Source organism: Reichenbachiella ulvae (assembly GCF_025833875.1).
Lineage (GTDB): Bacteria > Bacteroidota > Bacteroidia > Cytophagales > Cyclobacteriaceae > Reichenbachiella > Reichenbachiella ulvae.
Window position 1 is genome coordinate 3,207,007 of the sequence record NZ_JAOYOD010000001.1, and the last position, 19,579, is coordinate 3,226,585.

General features: G+C 42.4%; 21 protein-coding genes. 14 read left to right on the top strand and 7 right to left on the bottom strand.

All coding sequences use genetic code 11. The features are described from left to right. Positions 1-33 precede the first annotated feature (33 nt). A complete protein-coding gene (locus N7U62_RS12725) occupies positions 34-657 on the bottom strand; it encodes a Crp/Fnr family transcriptional regulator (protein WP_264138357.1) in 624 nt (207 codons plus the stop codon). A gap of 117 nt (positions 658-774) precedes the next feature. On the opposite strand from N7U62_RS12725, the gene N7U62_RS12730 reads away from it, so the two are divergent. From N7U62_RS12730 to N7U62_RS12770, 9 genes are all read left to right on the top strand, one after another. Continuing rightward, positions 775-1,326: a YceD family protein gene (locus N7U62_RS12730; protein WP_264138358.1), complete on the top strand. Its 552-nt coding sequence runs from the start codon at positions 775-777 to the stop codon at positions 1,324-1,326. Positions 1,327-1,338: 12 nt separating this feature from the next. Next, positions 1,339-1,530, top strand: coding sequence for a 50S ribosomal protein L32 (gene rpmF, locus N7U62_RS12735; protein WP_264138359.1), 192 nt, complete (start codon positions 1,339-1,341; stop codon positions 1,528-1,530). A 203-nt stretch (positions 1,531-1,733) separates the two neighbouring features. Further along, a complete protein-coding gene (locus N7U62_RS12740) occupies positions 1,734-2,732 on the top strand; it encodes a beta-ketoacyl-ACP synthase III (RefSeq protein ID WP_264138360.1) in 999 nt (332 codons plus the stop codon). Between the two features lie 28 nt (positions 2,733-2,760). Next, complete coding sequence (efp, locus tag N7U62_RS12745) at positions 2,761-3,327, top strand: elongation factor P (RefSeq protein WP_264138361.1); 567 nt, start codon at positions 2,761-2,763, stop codon at positions 3,325-3,327. A 116-nt stretch (positions 3,328-3,443) separates the two neighbouring features. After that, positions 3,444-3,932, top strand: a complete 489-nt coding sequence (gene accB / locus N7U62_RS12750) for an acetyl-CoA carboxylase biotin carboxyl carrier protein (protein ID WP_264138362.1) — start codon at positions 3,444-3,446, stop codon at positions 3,930-3,932. Positions 3,933-3,960: 28 nt separating this feature from the next. Next, positions 3,961-5,310, top strand: a complete 1,350-nt coding sequence (gene accC, locus N7U62_RS12755; RefSeq protein ID WP_264138363.1) for an acetyl-CoA carboxylase biotin carboxylase subunit — start codon at positions 3,961-3,963, stop codon at positions 5,308-5,310. Positions 5,311-5,382: 72 nt separating this feature from the next. Beyond that, positions 5,383-6,054: a hypothetical protein gene (locus N7U62_RS12760; RefSeq protein ID WP_264138364.1), complete on the top strand. Its 672-nt coding sequence runs from the start codon at positions 5,383-5,385 to the stop codon at positions 6,052-6,054. Positions 6,055-6,057: 3 nt separating this feature from the next. Continuing rightward, entirely contained in the window at positions 6,058-6,738 is a 681-nt protein-coding gene (locus tag N7U62_RS12765; protein WP_264138365.1) for an outer membrane beta-barrel protein, read from the top strand. Continuing rightward, positions 6,735-7,592, top strand: a complete 858-nt coding sequence (locus N7U62_RS12770; protein WP_264138366.1) for a hypothetical protein — start codon at positions 6,735-6,737, stop codon at positions 7,590-7,592. The genes N7U62_RS12765 and N7U62_RS12770 overlap by 4 nt, the downstream gene beginning before the upstream one ends. Positions 7,593-7,667: 75 nt before the next feature. On the opposite strand, the gene N7U62_RS12775 is transcribed toward N7U62_RS12770, so the two are convergent. Beyond that, positions 7,668-8,288: a class I SAM-dependent methyltransferase gene (locus N7U62_RS12775; RefSeq protein WP_264138367.1), complete on the bottom strand. Its 621-nt coding sequence runs from the start codon at positions 8,286-8,288 to the stop codon at positions 7,668-7,670. Between the two features lie 77 nt (positions 8,289-8,365). Next, on the bottom strand, positions 8,366-10,900 hold the full coding sequence (locus N7U62_RS12780; RefSeq protein ID WP_264138368.1) for a zinc-dependent metalloprotease: 2,535 nt from the start codon (positions 10,898-10,900) through the stop codon (positions 8,366-8,368). Positions 10,901-11,088: 188 nt separating this feature from the next. On the opposite strand from N7U62_RS12780, the gene ispG reads away from it, so the two are divergent. Both ispG and N7U62_RS12790 read left to right on the top strand, forming a co-directional pair. After that, a complete protein-coding gene (ispG, locus tag N7U62_RS12785) occupies positions 11,089-13,029 on the top strand; it encodes a (E)-4-hydroxy-3-methylbut-2-enyl-diphosphate synthase (RefSeq protein WP_404818033.1) in 1,941 nt (646 codons plus the stop codon). Continuing rightward, positions 13,026-13,223 (top strand): DUF6728 family protein, encoded by a 198-nt coding sequence (locus tag N7U62_RS12790; RefSeq protein WP_264138370.1) that lies wholly within the window; start codon positions 13,026-13,028, stop codon positions 13,221-13,223. The genes ispG and N7U62_RS12790 overlap by 4 nt, the downstream gene beginning before the upstream one ends. Before the next feature lie 34 nt (positions 13,224-13,257). Here N7U62_RS12790 and N7U62_RS12795 read toward each other — a convergent pair whose 3' ends face one another. Further along, positions 13,258-14,241, bottom strand: a complete 984-nt coding sequence (locus N7U62_RS12795; protein WP_264138371.1) for an aldo/keto reductase — start codon at positions 14,239-14,241, stop codon at positions 13,258-13,260. A gap of 139 nt (positions 14,242-14,380) precedes the next feature. Between N7U62_RS12795 and N7U62_RS12800 the strand changes: the two genes are divergently transcribed. Both N7U62_RS12800 and N7U62_RS12805 read left to right on the top strand, forming a co-directional pair. Continuing rightward, positions 14,381-14,650 carry a VF530 family protein gene (locus N7U62_RS12800; RefSeq protein WP_264138372.1) on the top strand — a complete coding sequence of 90 codons (270 nt, stop codon included), beginning with the start codon at positions 14,381-14,383 and terminating at the stop codon, positions 14,648-14,650. Positions 14,651-14,764: 114 nt separating this feature from the next. Continuing rightward, positions 14,765-15,217, top strand: coding sequence for a DUF2214 family protein (locus N7U62_RS12805; RefSeq protein WP_264138373.1), 453 nt, complete (start codon positions 14,765-14,767; stop codon positions 15,215-15,217). 33 nt (positions 15,218-15,250) lie between these two features. Here N7U62_RS12805 and N7U62_RS12810 read toward each other — a convergent pair whose 3' ends face one another. The 3 genes from N7U62_RS12810 to N7U62_RS12820 all read right to left on the bottom strand — a co-directional run bounded on the left by N7U62_RS12810 (position 15,251) and on the right by N7U62_RS12820 (position 18,656). Next, positions 15,251-15,994: an MBL fold metallo-hydrolase gene (locus N7U62_RS12810; protein ID WP_264138374.1), complete on the bottom strand. Its 744-nt coding sequence runs from the start codon at positions 15,992-15,994 to the stop codon at positions 15,251-15,253. 199 nt (positions 15,995-16,193) lie between these two features. Beyond that, complete coding sequence (locus N7U62_RS12815; RefSeq protein ID WP_264138375.1) at positions 16,194-17,258, bottom strand: PA0069 family radical SAM protein; 1,065 nt, start codon at positions 17,256-17,258, stop codon at positions 16,194-16,196. Between the two features lie 63 nt (positions 17,259-17,321). Further along, complete coding sequence (locus N7U62_RS12820) at positions 17,322-18,656, bottom strand: DNA recombination protein RmuC (RefSeq protein WP_264138376.1); 1,335 nt, start codon at positions 18,654-18,656, stop codon at positions 17,322-17,324. A 121-nt stretch (positions 18,657-18,777) separates the two neighbouring features. On the opposite strand from N7U62_RS12820, the gene N7U62_RS12825 reads away from it, so the two are divergent. Beyond that, on the top strand, positions 18,778-19,353 hold the full coding sequence (locus tag N7U62_RS12825; protein WP_264138377.1) for a hypothetical protein: 576 nt from the start codon (positions 18,778-18,780) through the stop codon (positions 19,351-19,353). Positions 19,354-19,579 lie beyond the last annotated feature (226 nt).

Genomic DNA, 19,579 nt, shown 5'->3' on the forward strand with positions numbered 1-19,579 from the left:
GGGATTTTGTAACCCTTGTTACAATGTTCTGTCCTAAAGGATTTCTATTCGGTTGCGGTGCAGTTCGATCCGGTCCTCCTGGGACAGTTTCTTCAGCAGTCTGGAAATAACGACACGTGATGTTCCCAGATCATTGGCAATCTCCTGATGGGTGCGAGTGATTTCGTAGGTACCAGTATTCTCCTTTATATCCAAAAGGTAATTGAGTAGGCGCTCGTCAAGATTCATAAACGCTACAGAATCTAGTGCATTGAGCATTTCTTCAAAACGAGTATTAAAAGAAGAAAAGATAAATTGACGCCAGCTGCTGTACTTCATCCATTCGTCCATGTACTGCAGTGGCACCATGATAACCAACGCATCCATTTCGACGATCGCTTTTATTTCACTTTTCTTGTGACTGGTACAGCAAGTCAGTGACATGGCACAAGTGTCGCCTCCCCCCAGGTAATACAAAAAAAGTTCATTTCCTTTCTCGTCTTCACGCACAATCTTAATCGTACCTTGCATCACGAGTGGAATAGACTTGATATATTTGCCATAGTCTATGAGAGTGGTGCCTGCACCGAGTTCTTTACTTACACCTTTGGCAACTATTTCATCAATCAATTCTTTCTGAAATACTGAACCATATTTGGCAATTAGCAACTCTCTCATATTCAAATAGTCAAAGAAAAATTCATTAAACAAACTAGAAGTCCCCAAAATTCGGAAATAGACTTTAAATATTAAATTTAAATCTCTAAATTTGCGGACTTATTTTCTTACAAGACGATGAAAGAGAATAAAAACTTCAGAATCGACATTTTCGGACTCAAATTAGGGGTTCATGAATTTGATTTTGATTTTAACGACACGCTCTTTGAGAATCATGAGGACAGTCTGGTAGAATCCGGACAGGGAATTTGCAGAATCGAGCTAGTCAAAAAAGATCGCTTAATAGAGGTCAATTTTGACATTGAGGGTTCGATCGTGCTGACATGCGATAGAAGCATGGAAGATTTCGACTTCCCCGTCAGTATTCAAGAACAGCTGATCCTGAAATATGGTGAGGAGTTTGACGACAGTCAAGACGAAATCTGGACAATACCTAATGGTCAGCAGAGTATCAACATAGAGAAAAATCTATTTGATTACCTGACTTTAGCTGTTCCGATGAAAAAGCTTCACCCTAGATTCGAATTAGAGGAAGAGGATGATGAGTATGAATTGGAGTTGGTTTACTCATCGACCGAGGACGAGGAAGAAGTAGATACCACTCCAGATGAAGAAGAAGTGGATCCCAGATGGGCTCTATTGAAAAAAATTAAGAATAAGGAAAATTAAAATTATAAGAAAATGGCGCATCCAAAACGCAAAACTTCAAAAACAAGAAGAGACAAAAGAAGAACTCACTACAAGTCTGAGGCAAAGAACTATGTAGTTTGTGCGACTACTGGAGAGGCTCATTTACCTCACCGGGCTTATTGGCACGAAGGCAAATTGTACTACAAAGGAAAAGTAGTAATCGAAAAAGAAGTTTTAGCATAAAACTTTGATGCTTCCGGGTAAAATATTAGAAGTCTGCTTTCTGAGCAGACTTTCTGTGTTTATATGAATGATGCATGCATACCATGTTTTAAGAGGATTGAAATGCCCTTTTAATACTGAAATAAATGCTTAAATTGCCGATTCAAAAGATACCAACAGAGGCTAATATTTCAACCTGATTTTACCAATAAGACAATCTGCAAATGAGTAAAATAACAGCTGCAATTACGGGCGTTCAGGGCTGGGTTCCTGATTACGTACTGACCAATGCAGAACTAGAGACCATGGTAGAGACAAGTGACGAATGGATCACTTCTCGTACAGGTATCAAAGAAAGAAGAATATTAAAAGGTGAAGGACAGGGGACATCTGTGATCGGCATAGAAGCCTGCAAAGGCTTGCTCGAGAAAACAGGTACTGATCCTAAGGACATAGATCTAATCATCTGTGCTACTGTCACACCAGACATGCCCTTTCCCGCTACAGCCAATATCGTAGCAGACAAAATTGGTGCTATCAACTCCTTTAGTTACGACATGTCGGCCGCTTGTTCAGGCTTCTTATACGCCCTGGCAACAGGCGCTCAATTCATTGAAACAGGCATGTACAAAAAAGTAATCGTGATCGGAGCGGATAAAATGTCCTCTATCATCAATTACAAAGACCGTACAACCTGCATCATTTTTGGTGATGGCGGTGGAGCCGTGCTTTTAGAGCCTAACGAAGAAGGCTTAGGCGTTCAGGATTCAATATTGAAAGCAGACGGTTCAGGAGCAGAATATTTAGGCATGCCAGCTGGAGGAAGTAGAATTCCTGCTTCGATTGAGAGTGTACAGGCTGACAAACACTATGCTTTTCAGGAAGGAGCTACCGTATTCAAATTTGCTGTGACTAATATGGCAGAAGTTTCTGCCGAAATCATGCAAAAGAATAATCTAACCGCTGATGATGTCAGATGGTTAGTGCCGCATCAGGCCAACAAAAGAATCATTGACGCCACTGCGAACCGTATGGGAATCAGTGAAGAAAAAGTAATGATGAACATCGAAAAGTACGGCAACACGACTGCTGGTACTTTGCCCCTGTGTCTTTGGGACTACGAAGATCAACTCCAAAAAGGAGATAATATCATCCTTGCTGCATTTGGTGGTGGTTTCACATGGGGTTCTATGTATATAAAATGGGCCTACGACCCGAAATAACTTGAAAAACTAAAATTCTGATTTAGCAATGGCTAGCACAGCAGATTTTAAAAATGGAATGTGTATTGAGTACAACAATGGGTTGTACTTCATCGTGGAATTCCAACACGTAAAACCAGGGAAAGGTCCGGCCTTCGTACGCACCAAATTGAAAAATGTGGAAACAGGAAAAGTGATCGACAACACTTTTACGGCAGGACACAAAATCAACACTGCTCGTATCGAGCGTCGCGACTACCAGTACCTATACAAGGATGACTTAGGCTACCACTTCATGGATAGCTCTACTTATGAGCAGGTATCCTTGCAAGAGGACCTGATCAATGCGCCTCAATTTTTGAAGGATGGTCAGGAAGTGGTGGTGATTTTCCACGCCGAGGAAGAAAAAGTATTGGGATGTGAACTCCCGATGCATATCGAACTGGAAGTAACCTACACAGAGCCAGGTCTAAAAGGAGATACAGCAACTAATGCAAGTAAACCCGCTACGCTCGAGACAGGTGCAGAAATCCAGGTTCCTCTATTCGTGAACCAGGGTGATGTGCTAAAAATCGAAAGTAGTACAGGATCTTATGTTGAAAGAGTGAAGAAGTAATTCTTGACTCTTTTTTTGTGCGAATGCAAAATCCAAGAAAATTGCGCAATTCGCTTAAATTTGTAAGAATAAAGAAGCGGCAGCTTTACAAAAACATTAATTAAACAATCGATCAAATGAAGGTTAAAGAAATAAGAGATTTAATCGACTTTCTATCAAACTCTGGTTTGGAAGAAGTAAACATTGAAACTGAAGAATTTAAAATAAAGGTTAAGAGAAGCAACGAAGCTCAGATCATCGAAAAAGCGATATCTGCACCTGCTCCAGTTGCAGCTGCTCCTGCCGCAGCTCCTGCACCTGCACCGGCTCCAGCCGCAGCTACTGCTGCACCACAAGCTGAAGCTCCTGCAGCCAGCGGAAGCAACTATGTAGAAATCAAGTCACCTATGATTGGTACTTTCTACCGTGCAGCTAATCCTGAGTCTCCTGACTTTGTAAACATTGGAGACAAAGTAGATAAAGGTTCACCAGTTTGTATCATCGAAGCGATGAAGCTTTTCAACGAGATCGAATCAGAAGTATCTGGAACTATTGTAAAAGTATTGGTTGACAATGCTTCTCCAGTAGAATACGATCAGCCGTTGTTCCTGGTAGATCCATCTTAATTATTCCTTCATTTAAATACCTCAAGCAGTGTTTAAGAAAATATTAATTGCAAACAGGGGAGAAATTGCGCTAAGGGTAATCCGAACGTGTAAAGAGATGGGCATCAAGACAGTAGCTATTTATTCTACTGCAGATGCAGAAAGTCTTCACGTGAGATTTGCGGACGAGGCAGTATGCATCGGCCCAGCACCCAGCAACCAGTCTTACCTGGATATCAAAAAAATAGTTTCAGCAGCAGAAATCACAAATGCTGACGCCATCCACCCTGGATATGGCTTCTTGTCTGAGAACGCTGAGTTCTCAAGAGTTTGTGAAGAATATAACATCAAATTCATTGGTGCAAGTGCAGAAATGATCAACCAAATGGGTGACAAAGCCACTGCTAAAGACACCATGAAGAAAGCGGGTGTTCCTACGATCCCGGGATCTGACGGACTGTTGGATTCTGTAGCTCAAGGAAAGGAAATTGCAAAGAAAATCAAATACCCAGTCATACTGAAGGCAACTGCCGGCGGTGGTGGACGTGGTATGAGAATCGTCAAGAAAGAGGAAGATTTTCAAAAGGCATGGGATGATGCTCGTACCGAATCTAAAGCCGCATTTGGTAATGATGGCATGTACCTCGAAAAATTCATCGAAGAGCCACGCCACGTAGAAATCCAAATCATTGGAGATAGCACAGGTAAAGCTTGTCACCTATCTGAGCGTGATTGTTCTGTGCAGCGTAGACACCAAAAATTGGCAGAGGAGACTCCTTGCCCAGCTTCTGTAATGACACAAGAGCTGAGAGAAAAAATGGGAGCCGCTGCTATCAAAGGTGCTGAGGCTATCAAATATGAAGGTGCCGGTACTGTTGAGTTCCTTTTGGACAAACACGGTGATTTCTACTTCATGGAAATGAATACACGTATTCAGGTGGAGCACCCGATTACAGAAGAGGTTACTGATTTTGACCTAATCAAGGAGCAAATTAAAGTGGCAGCTGGTATTCCTATTTCAGGAAAGAACTATTTCCCACAACTTCACGCGATCGAGTGTAGAATCAATGCGGAAGATCCTTCAAAGGATTTCAGACCTTCTCCAGGGAAAATCACCAACCTTCACCTACCAGGTGGACACGGTGTACGTGTTGATAGCCATGTGTATGCAGGCTACACCATTCCTCCAAACTATGATTCTATGATTGCCAAGCTGATCATTTCAGCTCAATCAAGAGAAGAGGCTTTGGTTAGAATGAAGCGTGCACTAGAAGAATTCGTAATCGAAGGAATCAAAACGACTATCCCATTTCACATCAAGTTGATGGAAGACGAAATCTTCAAATCAGGCCAATTCAATACATCCTTTATGGATAGCTTTGACTTGACTGATCTTTAATTTCATTAGTCGATAGACAATACTTATTTTAGTAACCGGGTATGCTTCATGCCCGGTTATTTTTTTGTCCTCATGAGAATCACACTCTTCATCCTCCTTTTCTTTAGCACCCTCCAATCAGCATTGGGCCAGGACAGTCTGCAGACGAAAAAGGAAAAAGAATTATTAACAGGTCTTGGAAGTGGGTTTTATCAAGGTGATTTAGAAACCGGACTTAGCAATGGTCAACTCCTTCTTACTCTTGGCATTAAACTCAATAAAAACAAAAGACTCAACAGCAACATCCTCCTAAATTTTGGGATGCTACAGGGCAACCAATTGGATTACAGTTTTGACGATGGCTCGGGCACACCTACTACTCCCAACGAATCCTTCAATACTGACTATTTCAGCATCAATTACGAACTACACTTCAACATCATCCATCGGGAACGTTTTCAGGTTTACTTTTCACAAGGGATAGGAATCATGAGATTCACCCCAAAGGATGAGGAAGGAAATTCCTTGATCGATCAACCTGTTAGCCGACCCATAGGCGAGGATTATCGCAACTTGACTATTATGCTACCTAGTCAAATTGGCCTTTGCTATTATTTGGCCAACGACTTTGGGATTGGGTTGCAGGCAGGGTATTTCAATACCTTGACCGACTACCTGGACAATCTATCTAGCTGGGGCGAAAAAACAGGGAATGACAATGTACTCTTTTATCGCTTGAACCTGAACATCCCTATCCGCTTCTAAAGTATGAGAAATATCCCAACCTTCATCATATGTGTTTTATTGTTTGCCTATCAAGCAAGCGCTCAGGAAAAGATCAACCTTGGCATATTCGCTGGCTCTGTCACAAATAAGTTTGTTGGAGACAGGACCTCAGATGTAGCAGAGGTTCGCTTTCAATTCGGCAATGCCTATCAATATGGAATCATGGTTGATTATGGACTCAAGTCTGACGTCTATTTAGCCTTCACTCCGTCATTCAAACTATCCAAAGGAAACCTGCAAGAAATCAACCCTGATTACGTCCTAAATAGCGACCAAAGCTTCATCACTACCAAAAACATCTCCTTGCACTACCTGTCACTGCCTCTGGAGTTGAAACTAATCAGCGACAATCAACATTGGCAGTTTTTCACAGGCCTGATCTATAATCAACTATTAAGCGCCAAAGGGAAAAATACAAGAACAAACGAGACCAGTGACCTTTCACAAGCCATCAAAAACTACAATTTCTCTGCCATGGTTGGGTTGGGATACAGGCTGCATATTTTCAAGCAATTAATCACGCTGGATCTGCGCTATACACAAGGGCTCATCAATATTTCAGAGGGAGAGCAGCAAAACACTCAGAACCTGCCAAGACTAAAAACCACATCTGTTGAATCTAGACTCACCTGGGTGCTACCTATAGGCAAAAAAGACAAATGAAAAAGCTCAGTTTCCTCATATCACCCCTTCTGTTCACTGCCTTTTTCATTCAGGCCCAGCAACTACCTAAAGTACCAGAACTGAATGGACATGTATTCAATAGCATTGAAGCCATGCGTTCACCATTTATTCGCACGCAGTTTGGGCTAAATATGTCCATGGCTAACACCTCGGTTTTTAATTCCCAATCTGTAGAAGTGGGTGATACTACCTTATTCAGTCTGCGAAATGAATTACTATATGTGGGTTTAAGTCTAAGGTATTCTCAAAGGGTAAAAGATTGGGCGAATTTCTTTATGCGGCTGAACTATTCGGCAAGATTAGGGACTGGCGCTCAAAGCATTCTAACACAAGGAATTAGTTCTATTACCAGCACCGAGACTGGCGTAAAATTCAAACTATCTAGTGGTAAGAAGCACCAGTTGGCCATGTACTATTCTCTCACCAATACCCAGGCCAGCATAGTTGATGTTACCGCCTATGTCAATGATCTGATCGATGGAGCAGATGACCCAAGCGTAACTCAAAAAATCCCTTCTCTGATAAGTGGTGGCGGCTTGACCTTCTCCTACGCTCCCTCCCATTGGTTGGGAATCAATACAGATATGAAAATGGCCTATGGAGAAACTCTCAAAAGAGGGGAAAGTAAATGGCAATATTTTTATGCTCTCAATATGGATTTCTATTTCGAAGAGCTCATTGGGTTTCCAATATCCCTGGTGATAGGAGGCAGCACCAACACCCAGGTCAACACCTTTTCAATCCATGGAGAACAACACCTCCAATGCCTATTTCAAACTAGCCTATTCTGGATCAGGTTCCTTCTTGATTGCACTTACAGCCTATACCGGTAGCACCCCGATAGAAAAGAGCGACAAACATGTAGGAGCACAAGGGGCTAACTTCAGTACCATACTGTATTTCTAAGACTAAAGCTTTTTAAAGCTCCCGAAGGTAAAATTCTGAACGGTATCGAAAGGAGTAGGATGATCCACATTCATGGTTTTGATGACCTCAAATTGATCTTTCAACAATTCCTGCATTGACAGAGCGGAGTATTGCTTTATTTCAATCCCGCTGCATTTTTTCGGTCCATTCTCTGAAAAGGTTCCCAGAATCAGATAAGCACCACTAGACAATCCCTTACTGAGCGACTTTAAATAATGGTCAATGTCATTTTTCTGAGTCAGGAAATGGAAAGCCGCTCGATCGTGCCAGAGATCGTAGCTCTGATCCGGCGTAAAACTTGAAGCGTCCGCCACAATCCATTGAACTTGATCCGCTCGATCCCCCAACCTCTGTTTGGCCCGATCGATAGCAGCCTTGGAAATATCAAGTACGGTAAGATCCAAATACCCATTGTCGAGCAAATGATCTACTAAAAAACCATCTCCTCCACCTACATCAATGATTTTGGCATCTTTGGGAAGTTGGCACGCTGCGATTAACTCTAGGGAAGTTTGGGGAATAGGCTGGTACCAACTGACTTCATTTAGACTTTTGGTATGGTAAATATCCTCCCAGTGTTTTTTTCGTTCTTGCTCTTCCATTGTTTGCTGCTTAAAACAAAAACCTATACCGGAAGCGTACTTCCAAACATAGGTTTTATAAGTATGTGTAATTGTTCTTACGCTTTTTCCAAAGCTTGGTTGATCAAGTAGACCAAATACTGTCTATGAGCCTGTGTAGCTGTATTCCCAGAACTCGTGCTCGCCATTTTCTTGATACTTTTTAGATTGTAAAGAGCCATGGCTTTAGCTGTAGATATATGACTGCTTTTTTCATCCATAATATCAATCAATCGCTGGGTGTATTCCACTTGTAGATTCCTTCTATTGACGTTGACACTGGTATATCGGTCTGCTGCAAACATCATGTTATTCAAATCCTTCATATAGCTCGACAAGCTGTATTCATTGCCATAAACATAGGAATCACTCAATCTCTGCAAGGTGTTTTGATGCATCAGTTGATCTAACACTCCTTTCTGAATCTTAAGGATTCTTTCCTGAATTTTCGGATCCTCAGTTCCTCCATAAAAATTGAAACCTCTTCGTTGATCAGCCAGATAGTTGTACAGTTCGGCAGGAGCTGAAAATGCTTCTGGAGAGAAAGTAAACTTGCCTAAAGCGTCCATAGCACGTTTCTGATCTTGCAATGACACAGGCGTATAGGGCTTAGTAGCTCCCTCCTGCCCTACCATGGCACGGTCTATATATACACCCCCTACATATCTAGACAATACCCTGGAGGCAATATCTTGAGACCTCAACAAAATCCCATAATTCATTTTCAACTCTTCGTAAGACTCTCCCTCCTCGCTGAATTTATCCTTAAGCGTTTTCATCGTAGCATCGATGATTTCGAAGCGATCGACCGAATAGGCTATAGCATCTCCCGACATATCATCAATCATCACGCGAGGATCTATACCGACACCTGGCGAGCGCATGTCATCTGCATCATTCCCGAAAATCAAATCTGGCTCAGTGGATCTAGCCAATATCTTTTCGAGGTTCTCCTCACTCCCATCGCTATAATAGCCATAGGTAATCGCCCAAATATCGTATGGGCCAACAGTTGTAGAATAGTACTGTCCTTGCTTCGCGCGATCTTTGGTTAGGTTGATGGCTGTATAGTCCATCACTGACCCAGTCAGGCATTGGCCTTCGATCAATTCTTTGTTTGCCAATTCAGCAGGAGAAAATCTCTGACTGGCTTTCATATTGTGATTGAGACCCAGCGTATGCCCTACTTCGTGCATAACCAGCTCCTTCATCGCCTCTCTTTTCAAGCCTTCCATTTCCATACCAGAGGCTCCAACTGCTTTCAAACTCGCTAACCCAAGTAAGGTATTACTCTGGAAATGATGTCCTGCACTACAAATCATAAAATTGTCAGCAGCAGTTTCTTCAAATAGTTTAGCGTACTTCACACGATTGGTATGGTACACAAACTCCAGCATGATGTCGGCTCCCAGAATCTGTCCTGTTTTTGGATTGACAAAACTAGGACCATATCCACCAAATGGCGGATTGGGTGAAGAAGTCCATCTCAATACGTTGTAATTCAAATCACCGGCATCCCACTCTGCATCGTCAGGCTGCGTCTTCACAACTACTGCATTTTTAAATCCTGCCGCTTCAAAGGCCTTATTCCACTCCAGAACAGCTTCTTCAATAGTAGCTCTAAACTCCATAGGGGTCGTATTTTCCATCCACCAGGTGATCGGCTCTACCGGCTCAGAAACCGCTGCCTCAGGATCTTTCTTTTTCAAGTCCCAACGGTGAATCATGTCTCTGTAGGCAATCGGATCTGTAGTGGTCATGTCTTCAACATAGGTCAGAAAGTAACCCACTCTGGGATCATCAAATCTTGGCTGATAATCATTGTCAGGAATTTTGATCAAAGAATGCTGAACCAGAATACTGATGTTACGCGCATCGGCCAAAGCATTAGATTCAATGTTGTTAATCTTACTATTCTCAAAAACATATTCAACAACCAAATCCGTATTATCACTGTAGTTCTTAATACTCTTGATTTTAGATTTATCCTTACTTAGTGACCCTAGTTTGAATGCCTTGGGCTGCTCTCTGAATTGAGTAAAATCTACAATCCCCAAAATCTCTTTAAGAAACAAATCATCTCCTGCAATCATGTAGCCACCTTCTTCTTCACTTCCTCCCAGGATTTTACCAGAAAACAGCACACTGTGACTCACATTCGCTTCTTGGGAGCGACTCAATTCATTTTCAGGATCGAAATAAAACGACGTGTTCTGCGAAATGATCTCAATCTTATCAAAATGCTTTTCAATTTTGATGATCTGAGATCCTCTGAACTGTCCTCTAAAAGCAGAAACTGAAACCGCTCCATTCTCTATATAATACCAGTGAATGAATTCCTGACCAATCTGATCCATAGCAAAAAACACCTTCGTATCCCCAGAAGTCGAGTCCTGATAGATATCAAACAAGCCCTCATACTTTTGATGCTTCTTGATCAGTTCGCTGATCTTTTTCTTTTCTTCTTTTTTATCTTTTTGTTCGGTATCACCTTTTTTGTTTTTCTTTTTTCTCTGGGCCAAAACATCCTGATTGGCGAGTCCCATCGAACAAATAAGAACGGCTACAAAGAGCCAGTGGAATGGTTTCTTCATTTTGAGATATTGAAAGTAAATTGTTTAATTATCTAGTATCAAAATACATCCATGAGTCGAATTATGTTATTGTTTTTTGCCCAAGTGTCAATATCAGTGATGAGTGGCAATTATTCCTGACATTGTACCGCGATACCTCAGTATATTGATGCTATCGCATTATTTTTACAGCACAATCAAAGTTCCTGATTTTGAACAACAAGAAATACTGTCCGTCACTTACGGCCTATCAAAGAAGAGCCTCAATTGAAGTCAATATTGGTGAAACGCCTTTAGGCGGAAACCAACCGATCAGAGTCCAATCCATGACTACCGTAGACACTATGGATACGAAAGGTTCTGTAGAACAAACCATCCGAATGGTTGAGTCAGGCTGTGAGTATGTACGCATCACTGCCCCCAGTATCAAAGAGGCGCAGAACTTGCAAAACATCAAAGATGAACTGAGAGCACAAGGAGTCAACGTACCTTTGGTGGCAGATATACATTTCACACCTAACGCGGCAGAGTTAGCTGCAGGCATAGTAGAGAAGGTTCGAATCAACCCAGGCAACTACGCGGATAAAAAGAAATTTGAAGAAATAGAATATACCGACGAGTCCTATCAGGCGGAACTTCAGCGCATCAGAGAAAAGTTTGTCCCTCTCGTGAAGCTTTGTCAGAAGAATGGAACCGCCATGCGCATCGGGACCAACCATGGTTCGCTATCGGATAGAATCATGAGCCGCTTTGGTGATACACCTCTGGGCATGGTCGAATCTGCCCTGGAGTTTCTGCGCATCTGTAACGAGATGGACTACCACGATATCGTGCTATCGATGAAGGCCAGCAATACCCGTGTGATGGTTCAGGCTTACCGCCTGCTGGTCCATAAGTTGGAGGAAGAAGGACTCAAACCTTACCCTCTTCACCTCGGGGTAACTGAAGCAGGAGATGGTGAAGATGGACGAATCAAATCAGCTGTTGGTATTGGAGCCTTACTAGAAGATGGATTAGGTGACACGGTTAGAGTTTCTCTGACCGAAGAACCAGAGTTCGAGGCGCCAGTAGCGGCCTCTTTGATCAAAAGATACGCCACTCGATCTGGCCATAAAGAAATTGCAGCTTTATCAGAATCGCCAGTAGACCCATTCAATTACGAAAGAAGAAAAACTGCTGAAGTATTGAACTTTGGGAACGAAAATGTGCCAAGAGTAATTGCCAATTTCAGTGAATTCAAACATGTAGAGATGGCTGATCTCAAGGCGATTGGTCATTACTATTTGCCAGAGTTGGACAAGTGGAAAATGGGAGACACAGGTGCCGATTATGTCTACAGCGGCAGTCACCCTATCAGCTTCATGCTTCCAAATGGACTCAAAGAAATTCTGGATTATACCAGTTGGATGGAATTGGAAGATCAATCCAACAAGTTTCCATTTGTCACTTTAGAAGAATGGCAACAATTGAGCGATGATCAATTGGCATTTGTATCCATAGATGCGGCAGATCTGTCAGCAGTCGAAAGTCTGAAAGGTAAGCAAAACGCCATCCTAATGCTGAGCTCTGGCAACTCGCACACCATGGCAGAGATGAGACGATTCATTTTCGAATTAATCATCCAACAGATAGATCTTCCAGTCGTACTCAACAGTCGAATTATCGAGAGCGACCAAAGCGAATTTCAATTGGCCGCTGCTACAGATGTGGGAGCCCTGTTGATCGATGGATTGGGAGATGGCGTGATGCTGAGCGGTCATGGTGACAAGAAAATCGAAAACAACACGGCCTTTGGTATACTACAAGCTGCTCGCACGCGCATGACCAAGACCGAATACATTTCCTGCCCCTCTTGCGGCAGAACGCTGTTCGACCTACAAGAAACCACAGCTATGATTCGAAAAAGGACGGATCACCTGAAAGGCGTCAAGATCGGCATCATGGGATGTATCGTCAATGGCCCTGGAGAAATGGCCGACGCTGACTATGGCTATGTAGGTTCCGGAAAAGGAAAAATCACGCTTTATAAAGGGCAAACCGTAGTAAAAAGAGCCGTCCCATCTGAGCATGCGGTGGACGAACTGATTGAAATAATCAAAGAAGACAACAACTGGGTAGAACCCGAAACGATAAAAGCCGAAGTGTCATGAGTGAGGAACAAGAAAAAAGCAAAGGAGGATTGAAAGAGTTCTTTTCTATTGGAGAGGTTTTTACCTACTTCTTCAAAAAGAAGGACCACTACAACAGCTTCAACCTGAAAGCGATGCACTTCATCAATAAGTTTTCGATTGTGGTATTTTTATTGGGATTGATATTCTTTCTGTCAAAGAAGTTTTTGTTCTGATCCAATCAAAACAAAAACTTCCTTCAGGTATTACTTACCAGTTATGATGAACATATCCTTTGATCTGCTCCTGATAGATTTGATCTACAGCTGCTAGTTGCTCTGCAGTCAGGGCAGGTAGTTCTCCAACACCTAAATTAGATTCTAGCTGTTCCGGTTTAGAAGCTCCCGGGATCACCGTACTCACTTCAGGTCTTCTCAGAATCCATTTGATTGCAGTCTGAGCCAGGCTTTGATCTCCAAAGATTGCCTTCAACTCTTCCACAGCATCCAGACCTTTTTCATATGGGATACCTGCAAAGGTCTCTCCTTTGTCGAATACCGCTCCGTCTCTATTGAAGTTCCTGTGATCCTCCTTATCAAAAGTACTCTGCTTGCTGAATTTACCGGTTAGCAGACCACTAGCTAAAGGCACACGCACGATGATCCCTACGTCCTTCTTCACGGCTTTTTGGAAGAACTCCTCCTGCGGTCTCTGGCGAAACATATTGTAAATGATTTGCACAGTGGTGACATTATCAAACTCGATGGCCTTCATAGCTTCCTCGATTTTTTCGACACTTACCCCCAGGTTCAAAATTTTTCCTTCCTGCTTCAATTTTTCGAACTCTTCGAAAATTTCTGATCTATAAAACACCTGAGTAGGCGGGCAGTGTAGCTGTATCAAATCGATGCAATCCAACTGCAGCCTTTTCAATGAATCCTCCACATAGCCTCGTAGCGCTGCTGGAGTATATCCTTCATTGACATGTGGGCTGATCTGCCTGCCACATTTGGTAGCCACAAAAATTCGCTTACCTGCACTTTTGATGGCTTTCCCTACGGCTTTTTCACTTTCCCCATCCTCATAGACATCTGCAGTATCGATAAAGTTTACCCCTCTATCTATGGCTTCCGCTAGTATATTCTGAGCCAACTGATGATCAAATCCTGATCCCCATTTACCTCCTACTTGCCAGGTACCTAATGCTACGTCAGTTATCTCAAATCCAGTTTTACCTAATCTTCTTTTGTTCATAATCATATTTAGTCTAATCGTTTTGGGAAGTGCAATTTAGCCCATTCAATGAATCCAAACACAAGGTAAATCCTGCATTTTTGTTCGTTGGATCGTGCAAAACGAAAATCCTAAACCGAAAGGCCCTAACTTGCAAAAGATGGAGAAGCAACAAAAGGAAACACAGGCAAACAACCCTCTTCATGGAGTGAAGTTAGTAGATATATTGGAGCATCTGGTAGCGGTGTACGACTGGAGCGAGCTAGGTCATCGCATCAATATTCGCTGCTTCAAATACAATCCTAACATCAAATCAAGTCTGGCCTTTCTGAGAAAAACCCCCTGGGCCAGAGAAAAAGTAGAGCAGCTCTACCTCAAGTCTCTGAAGAAAAAAGCACCATCCATCAAAAACAGATTAAAAAAAAGATAATCATCTTCATTCGACCCAAAGAAAAACCTGATTCATCTCACCTTTTACAGGTTTCAGTCTTTCCATTTTGGCATTTGAACAAATAGCGATTAAATAGCAAACAAATCAATTGCTATGTTACCTCATACCATTTTCGCATTCATACACTTTGTAGCTGCTTTCGGGATTATGATTGGTCTCGTATACGAACGCGTTACATTAAGTCAGACCCTTTCCATCCAGGATGCCAAAAGAATCCAGAAGGCAGATTTGATCTATGGATTATCAGCCTTAGCCGTGCTGATTGCAGGCTTTATTCGAATTTACTTCTACGAAAAAGGAAGTGAATTCTACCTTGCAAGCCCATTCTTTTACGTCAAAATGGGCGCTTTCACTGTGGTGGGAGTCTTATCCATTTACCCAACCGTTCGCTTCCTGAAATGGAACAAACAAATCAAAAATGGAGAAGAACCGATCATCACTGCACAGCAGTTTTCGACCATTAAGCTGTTGCTTAATTTAGAAATCGTGGGCGTATTAATTATGCTATTTGCAGCCTCTGCCATGGCTCGTGGCATTGGGATGTAAGACAGGAAACTGAAGGATAAGCAAACCAAAGGACTATTTATACCAATCCAATAGTACTACGTTTACCTTTTGGCTTCCTTCATTCACAGTAGCTTTGAACTTTTGGATATCACTCAAACCTCCTTTGCCTCTGTAGTGATAGGGTATCACGATATTCGGTAGAAAATCCAGGGTAGCATCTGCCGCAGCATCGACATCCATGGTGTAAGGCAGATTCATACACACGAAAGCCAAATCAATTTTTTTCAACTCACGCATTTCCACGATATCTTCTGTATCTCCTGATACATAGACTCTTTTACCTCCTATGGTCAATACATAACCATTGCCTCTCCCTTTGGTATGGCGAGAACTTTCGTCTTCAGGCAAATTGTACATCGGCAATGCTTCTATATTAATGCCGAGAAGTTCTTTACTCTCTCCATTGCCTAATATTAAGATGTCACCAAACTCCTCTCCCAACTGATCAGCTACAGCCTGAGGTGCAACAATCTGAATGTCCTTAGCCCCCATAGCAGTCAAGGTCTCCTTGTTCATGTGATCTCCATGGATATCCGTAATTAGGATTAAATTAGGCTTAGACAGTCCCTCAAATGCCTCTACCCCACCTGTCGGGTCTGTAACTATATTCAGATCTCGATAACTGATCATCATGGTGGCATGCTGGATTGGGGTGATCAAAATATCCCCATCCGAAGCTTTGAGGGAAAAAGTATTGTCCTGAGCAAAGGTTAAAGTGCAAAGACTTAAACAAAGAAGAGTACAGATGAATTTCATAAACAAGGTGATTTATATGGTTCAGAAAGGTACAAAATTTTGACTAAAATCAGCAGCAGAAACTCCACCCAAACAGCAAAGTGTACCCTGGAAGAACGACCCAAACCATAATGGCAGACTGCCAGTCAATCAGCGGTCCAGGTGACCAGAAGACTAAAGGACAAGAAGACTAGCGGACCAGAAGACCAGAAAACCAACATTAAAACAAATTCAACTGATTCTCAGAGGCGCGTCGAAAAAGAGATCGATTCAAAGGCTCCATCTTACCATCAAGCTTATATTTCTTGATCGCTAGTTTAAACATCTTAGAAATTTGATTGGCATGCTCTCCCTCTCCCCGCATCCGCGTTTTGAAACGGCTGTCATTCAGTTGACCACCATGCAACTCCATGATCTGATTCAGCACTTTTTCTTTTCGATCAGGGTAGTGAGTTTCCAGCCACTGCTCAAATAATTGGCCAATGACACCATTCAATCTCACGACGGTATGACTCAGGGCGCCTGCCCCATTTTCAGCTGCCTTTTCGGCAATCTTCATGATCTCCTGATTGTTGATCGATGGGATCACAGGTGCCATCATGACCATCACAGGTATTCCAGATTCAGAAAGCCTGCGCACCGCATTGAAACGCAAGCCTGAAGTGGAGGTTCTTGGCTCTAGTCGCTCCCTGAGTTTCTCATTGAGCGAAGTGATGGAAATCGCTACTCGGACTAAATTCAACTCTGCCAACTGCTCCAAAATATCCAGATCCCTCAAAACCATGGCATTTTTAGTAATGATACCGACAGGGTTTCTGTATTCAAGACAGATCTGTAGCAAACTACGTGTGATCTCTAGCTTTCGCTCGATCGGCTGATAGCAGTCGGTATTGCCCGACAGCATGATGGGCTGCCCCTTCCAACTCTTACTGTCCAATTTTTTTCTGAGCAAAGCCGCAGCTTGATGCTTGACTAAAATTTTGCTTTCAAAATCACGACCCGCACTGTAGCCCCAGTACTCATGAGAATTGCGCGCATAGCAATAAATACATCCATGCTCACAGCCCTGGTAGGGATTCATCGAATACTCAAATGGCAAATCAGGACTGGTGACTTTATTGACAATCGTCTTTGGATAGATCTTCTGAAAAGCCGTTTTCTTCTTTAGTGTTTCTCCATTGAGATGTAGGTGTTCATAGAACTCCTGGTCCATCTCAACCTCACCTTTCAGGAACTGATTGTGTGGATTACTTTGCGCGCCTCGTCCGTTATTTTGATCTAACATAGCATTCTCGAATCTCGATTCAAAAATGCTAATTATTTTAGTTTTTAACTAAATATTATAGCTTTATTCTCCAGACCTTTCCAGTAATTTTGGATCCATGTTTTTAGAAGCCTTGGCTCCTAGCTTTTTCATGTCCTCGGCTCGCTTCACCAGATTCCCCGTTCCGTCATAGAGTTTTTTAGCCGACTCCTTATAGGCCTTTTGTGTCTGATCCAGATGACGACCGATTCCCTTTATATCTTCCACGAAAGCCACAAACTTATCGTACAGCGCACCTCCCTGTCGGGCAATCTCGATGGCATTTCGATTTTGGTACTCCTGCTTCCAGATACTCGCTATCGTTCGTAGTGTAGCAATCAGGGTCGCAGGGCTCACGATGACGATATTCTTGGCATACGCATCGTTGAATAGCTCAGGATCTTTTTGAACCGCTATGGAAAAAGCCGGTTCGACAGGGATAAACATTAGCACAAAATCCAGTCCCTCAACTCCGTAGAGGTTTTGATAATTTTTCTCACTCAAACCCTTGATATGAGCACGCAGGGATAGCAAGTGCGATTTGATTTGCGCCTCTTTCTCCCCCGTATCATCCGTATTGGCATAACGCTCATAGGCAATCAAAGAAACTTTAGAGTCCACAATCACACTCTTCTGATCTGGCAGTTGTACTACCACATCGGGCTGGTAGCGATTGCCTTCTTCGTCTTTTAAGGATTGCTGAATAAAATACTCTCTTCCCTTCTCAAGTCCCGACTTTTCGAGAATACTCTCAAGAATGAATTCGCCCCAGTTACCTTGGGCCTTTGTATCTCCTTTGAGGGCTTTGACTAGATTCTCTGCTTCTTTGGTGATCTTCTGATTCAGCTCTTTGAAGCCTGAGATTTGCTCTTTCAGGGCAGAGTTTCTTTCTATACTTTCCTTATTGGTTTGCTCGACTTTCTTCTCAAACTCGACAATTTTATCCCCTAGTGGCTTGAGCAGTTCGCCAACCTGCAGCTTGTTTTGATCTGTAAACTTCTTGCTTTTTTCCTCGAAAATCTCGTTGGCCAGATTCTTAAATTCTGCAGAAAATTTCTCCTTAATTTCATTCAGCTCCTGCTTCTGCGTTTTCAGATTCTCCTGCAGATTCTTGTAATCAGACTCCAAACGGGCATACTGGTTGCTCAGGTGTAGCTTCTTATCTCTTTCGGTTCTTAGCTCTTCATTGATAGTGTTGATGTCCTTGCCCAGCTTTTCTGAACGATCGCGCTCGGCTGTCAATTGGTATTCCAGCTCCTTTGCTTTGAGCTGATCATCGGACTGTCCGCTATTCTGAAACTTAGATTTGGCCATGAACCAGGCAATCACTGCGCCCAACACAAGACCAGTCAACAGGTAGATAAAATGAAATGCTTCCATGCAACAAATCTAGACAGAGCCATCCAAATGAGACGACCTGTCAATTGCTTTCTTTGACAGAAAATCAAAAGCCTGTCCGCTAAAATTTCTTTCTGTCTATAAATCTTCCCAACTTTTCGGAATGAAGTCAATCCCTATCTATCTCACACTGCTTTTTCTGGCTTTGAGTGCCTGCAAAAATCACAAAGCGCCGAAAAAGGAAAACAAAGATTACGGTGATTTTGAGATATCGTCCTACACTCCGGATACACTCTATCGCTTTTGCGGAAATGAACTCCAGCTCCTTCCCAAAAACACCACCGATCAATACAGCTACTTTGTGCGAGGCGCCAAACTCAAAGCACAACCCAACGACCCAATGACCTTTTGGATCGAGCCATACAAAGAAAAAATCACCCTCCACGTCATCAAAAACGAAAATGACACGTCCTATCTATCCTATATCTCTATCAACATTCCAGACCCTATACTTTCTAAAAAAGCAGTAGGTGATTCGATAGACATCTCAGCAATACAGCCTGATAAAAAAATTCTCAAACTGCTCCCCAATGATTGCGAATATCTATTCCGATACCACGGAGGATTGCAGAGCAAATTGCGATTTCACAAGGAGGAAGTTCCTGACCGAATGCCAGCTGTATTTCGAAAAAACTATGAGGGAGAAATGGTGCCCACCAGACTAAACACCAGGGAGTGAGAAGGGTATAAAAAAAGGGTCCAAGAAAAACTTGAACCCCAAGGTCAAAAACTCAAAATAAAAAGGACTAATCAAATCTTAATCCACAACAACAAAACGAATATACGAGATTTTAAATCCAAAAAAAAATACCTCTAATAGAACTTGGCTCATATGACTTTTTAGTAATTCCGACCAAACCTAAATAATTCATTCTGATCGACTTTGACGGCTGGCATTTTCGTTT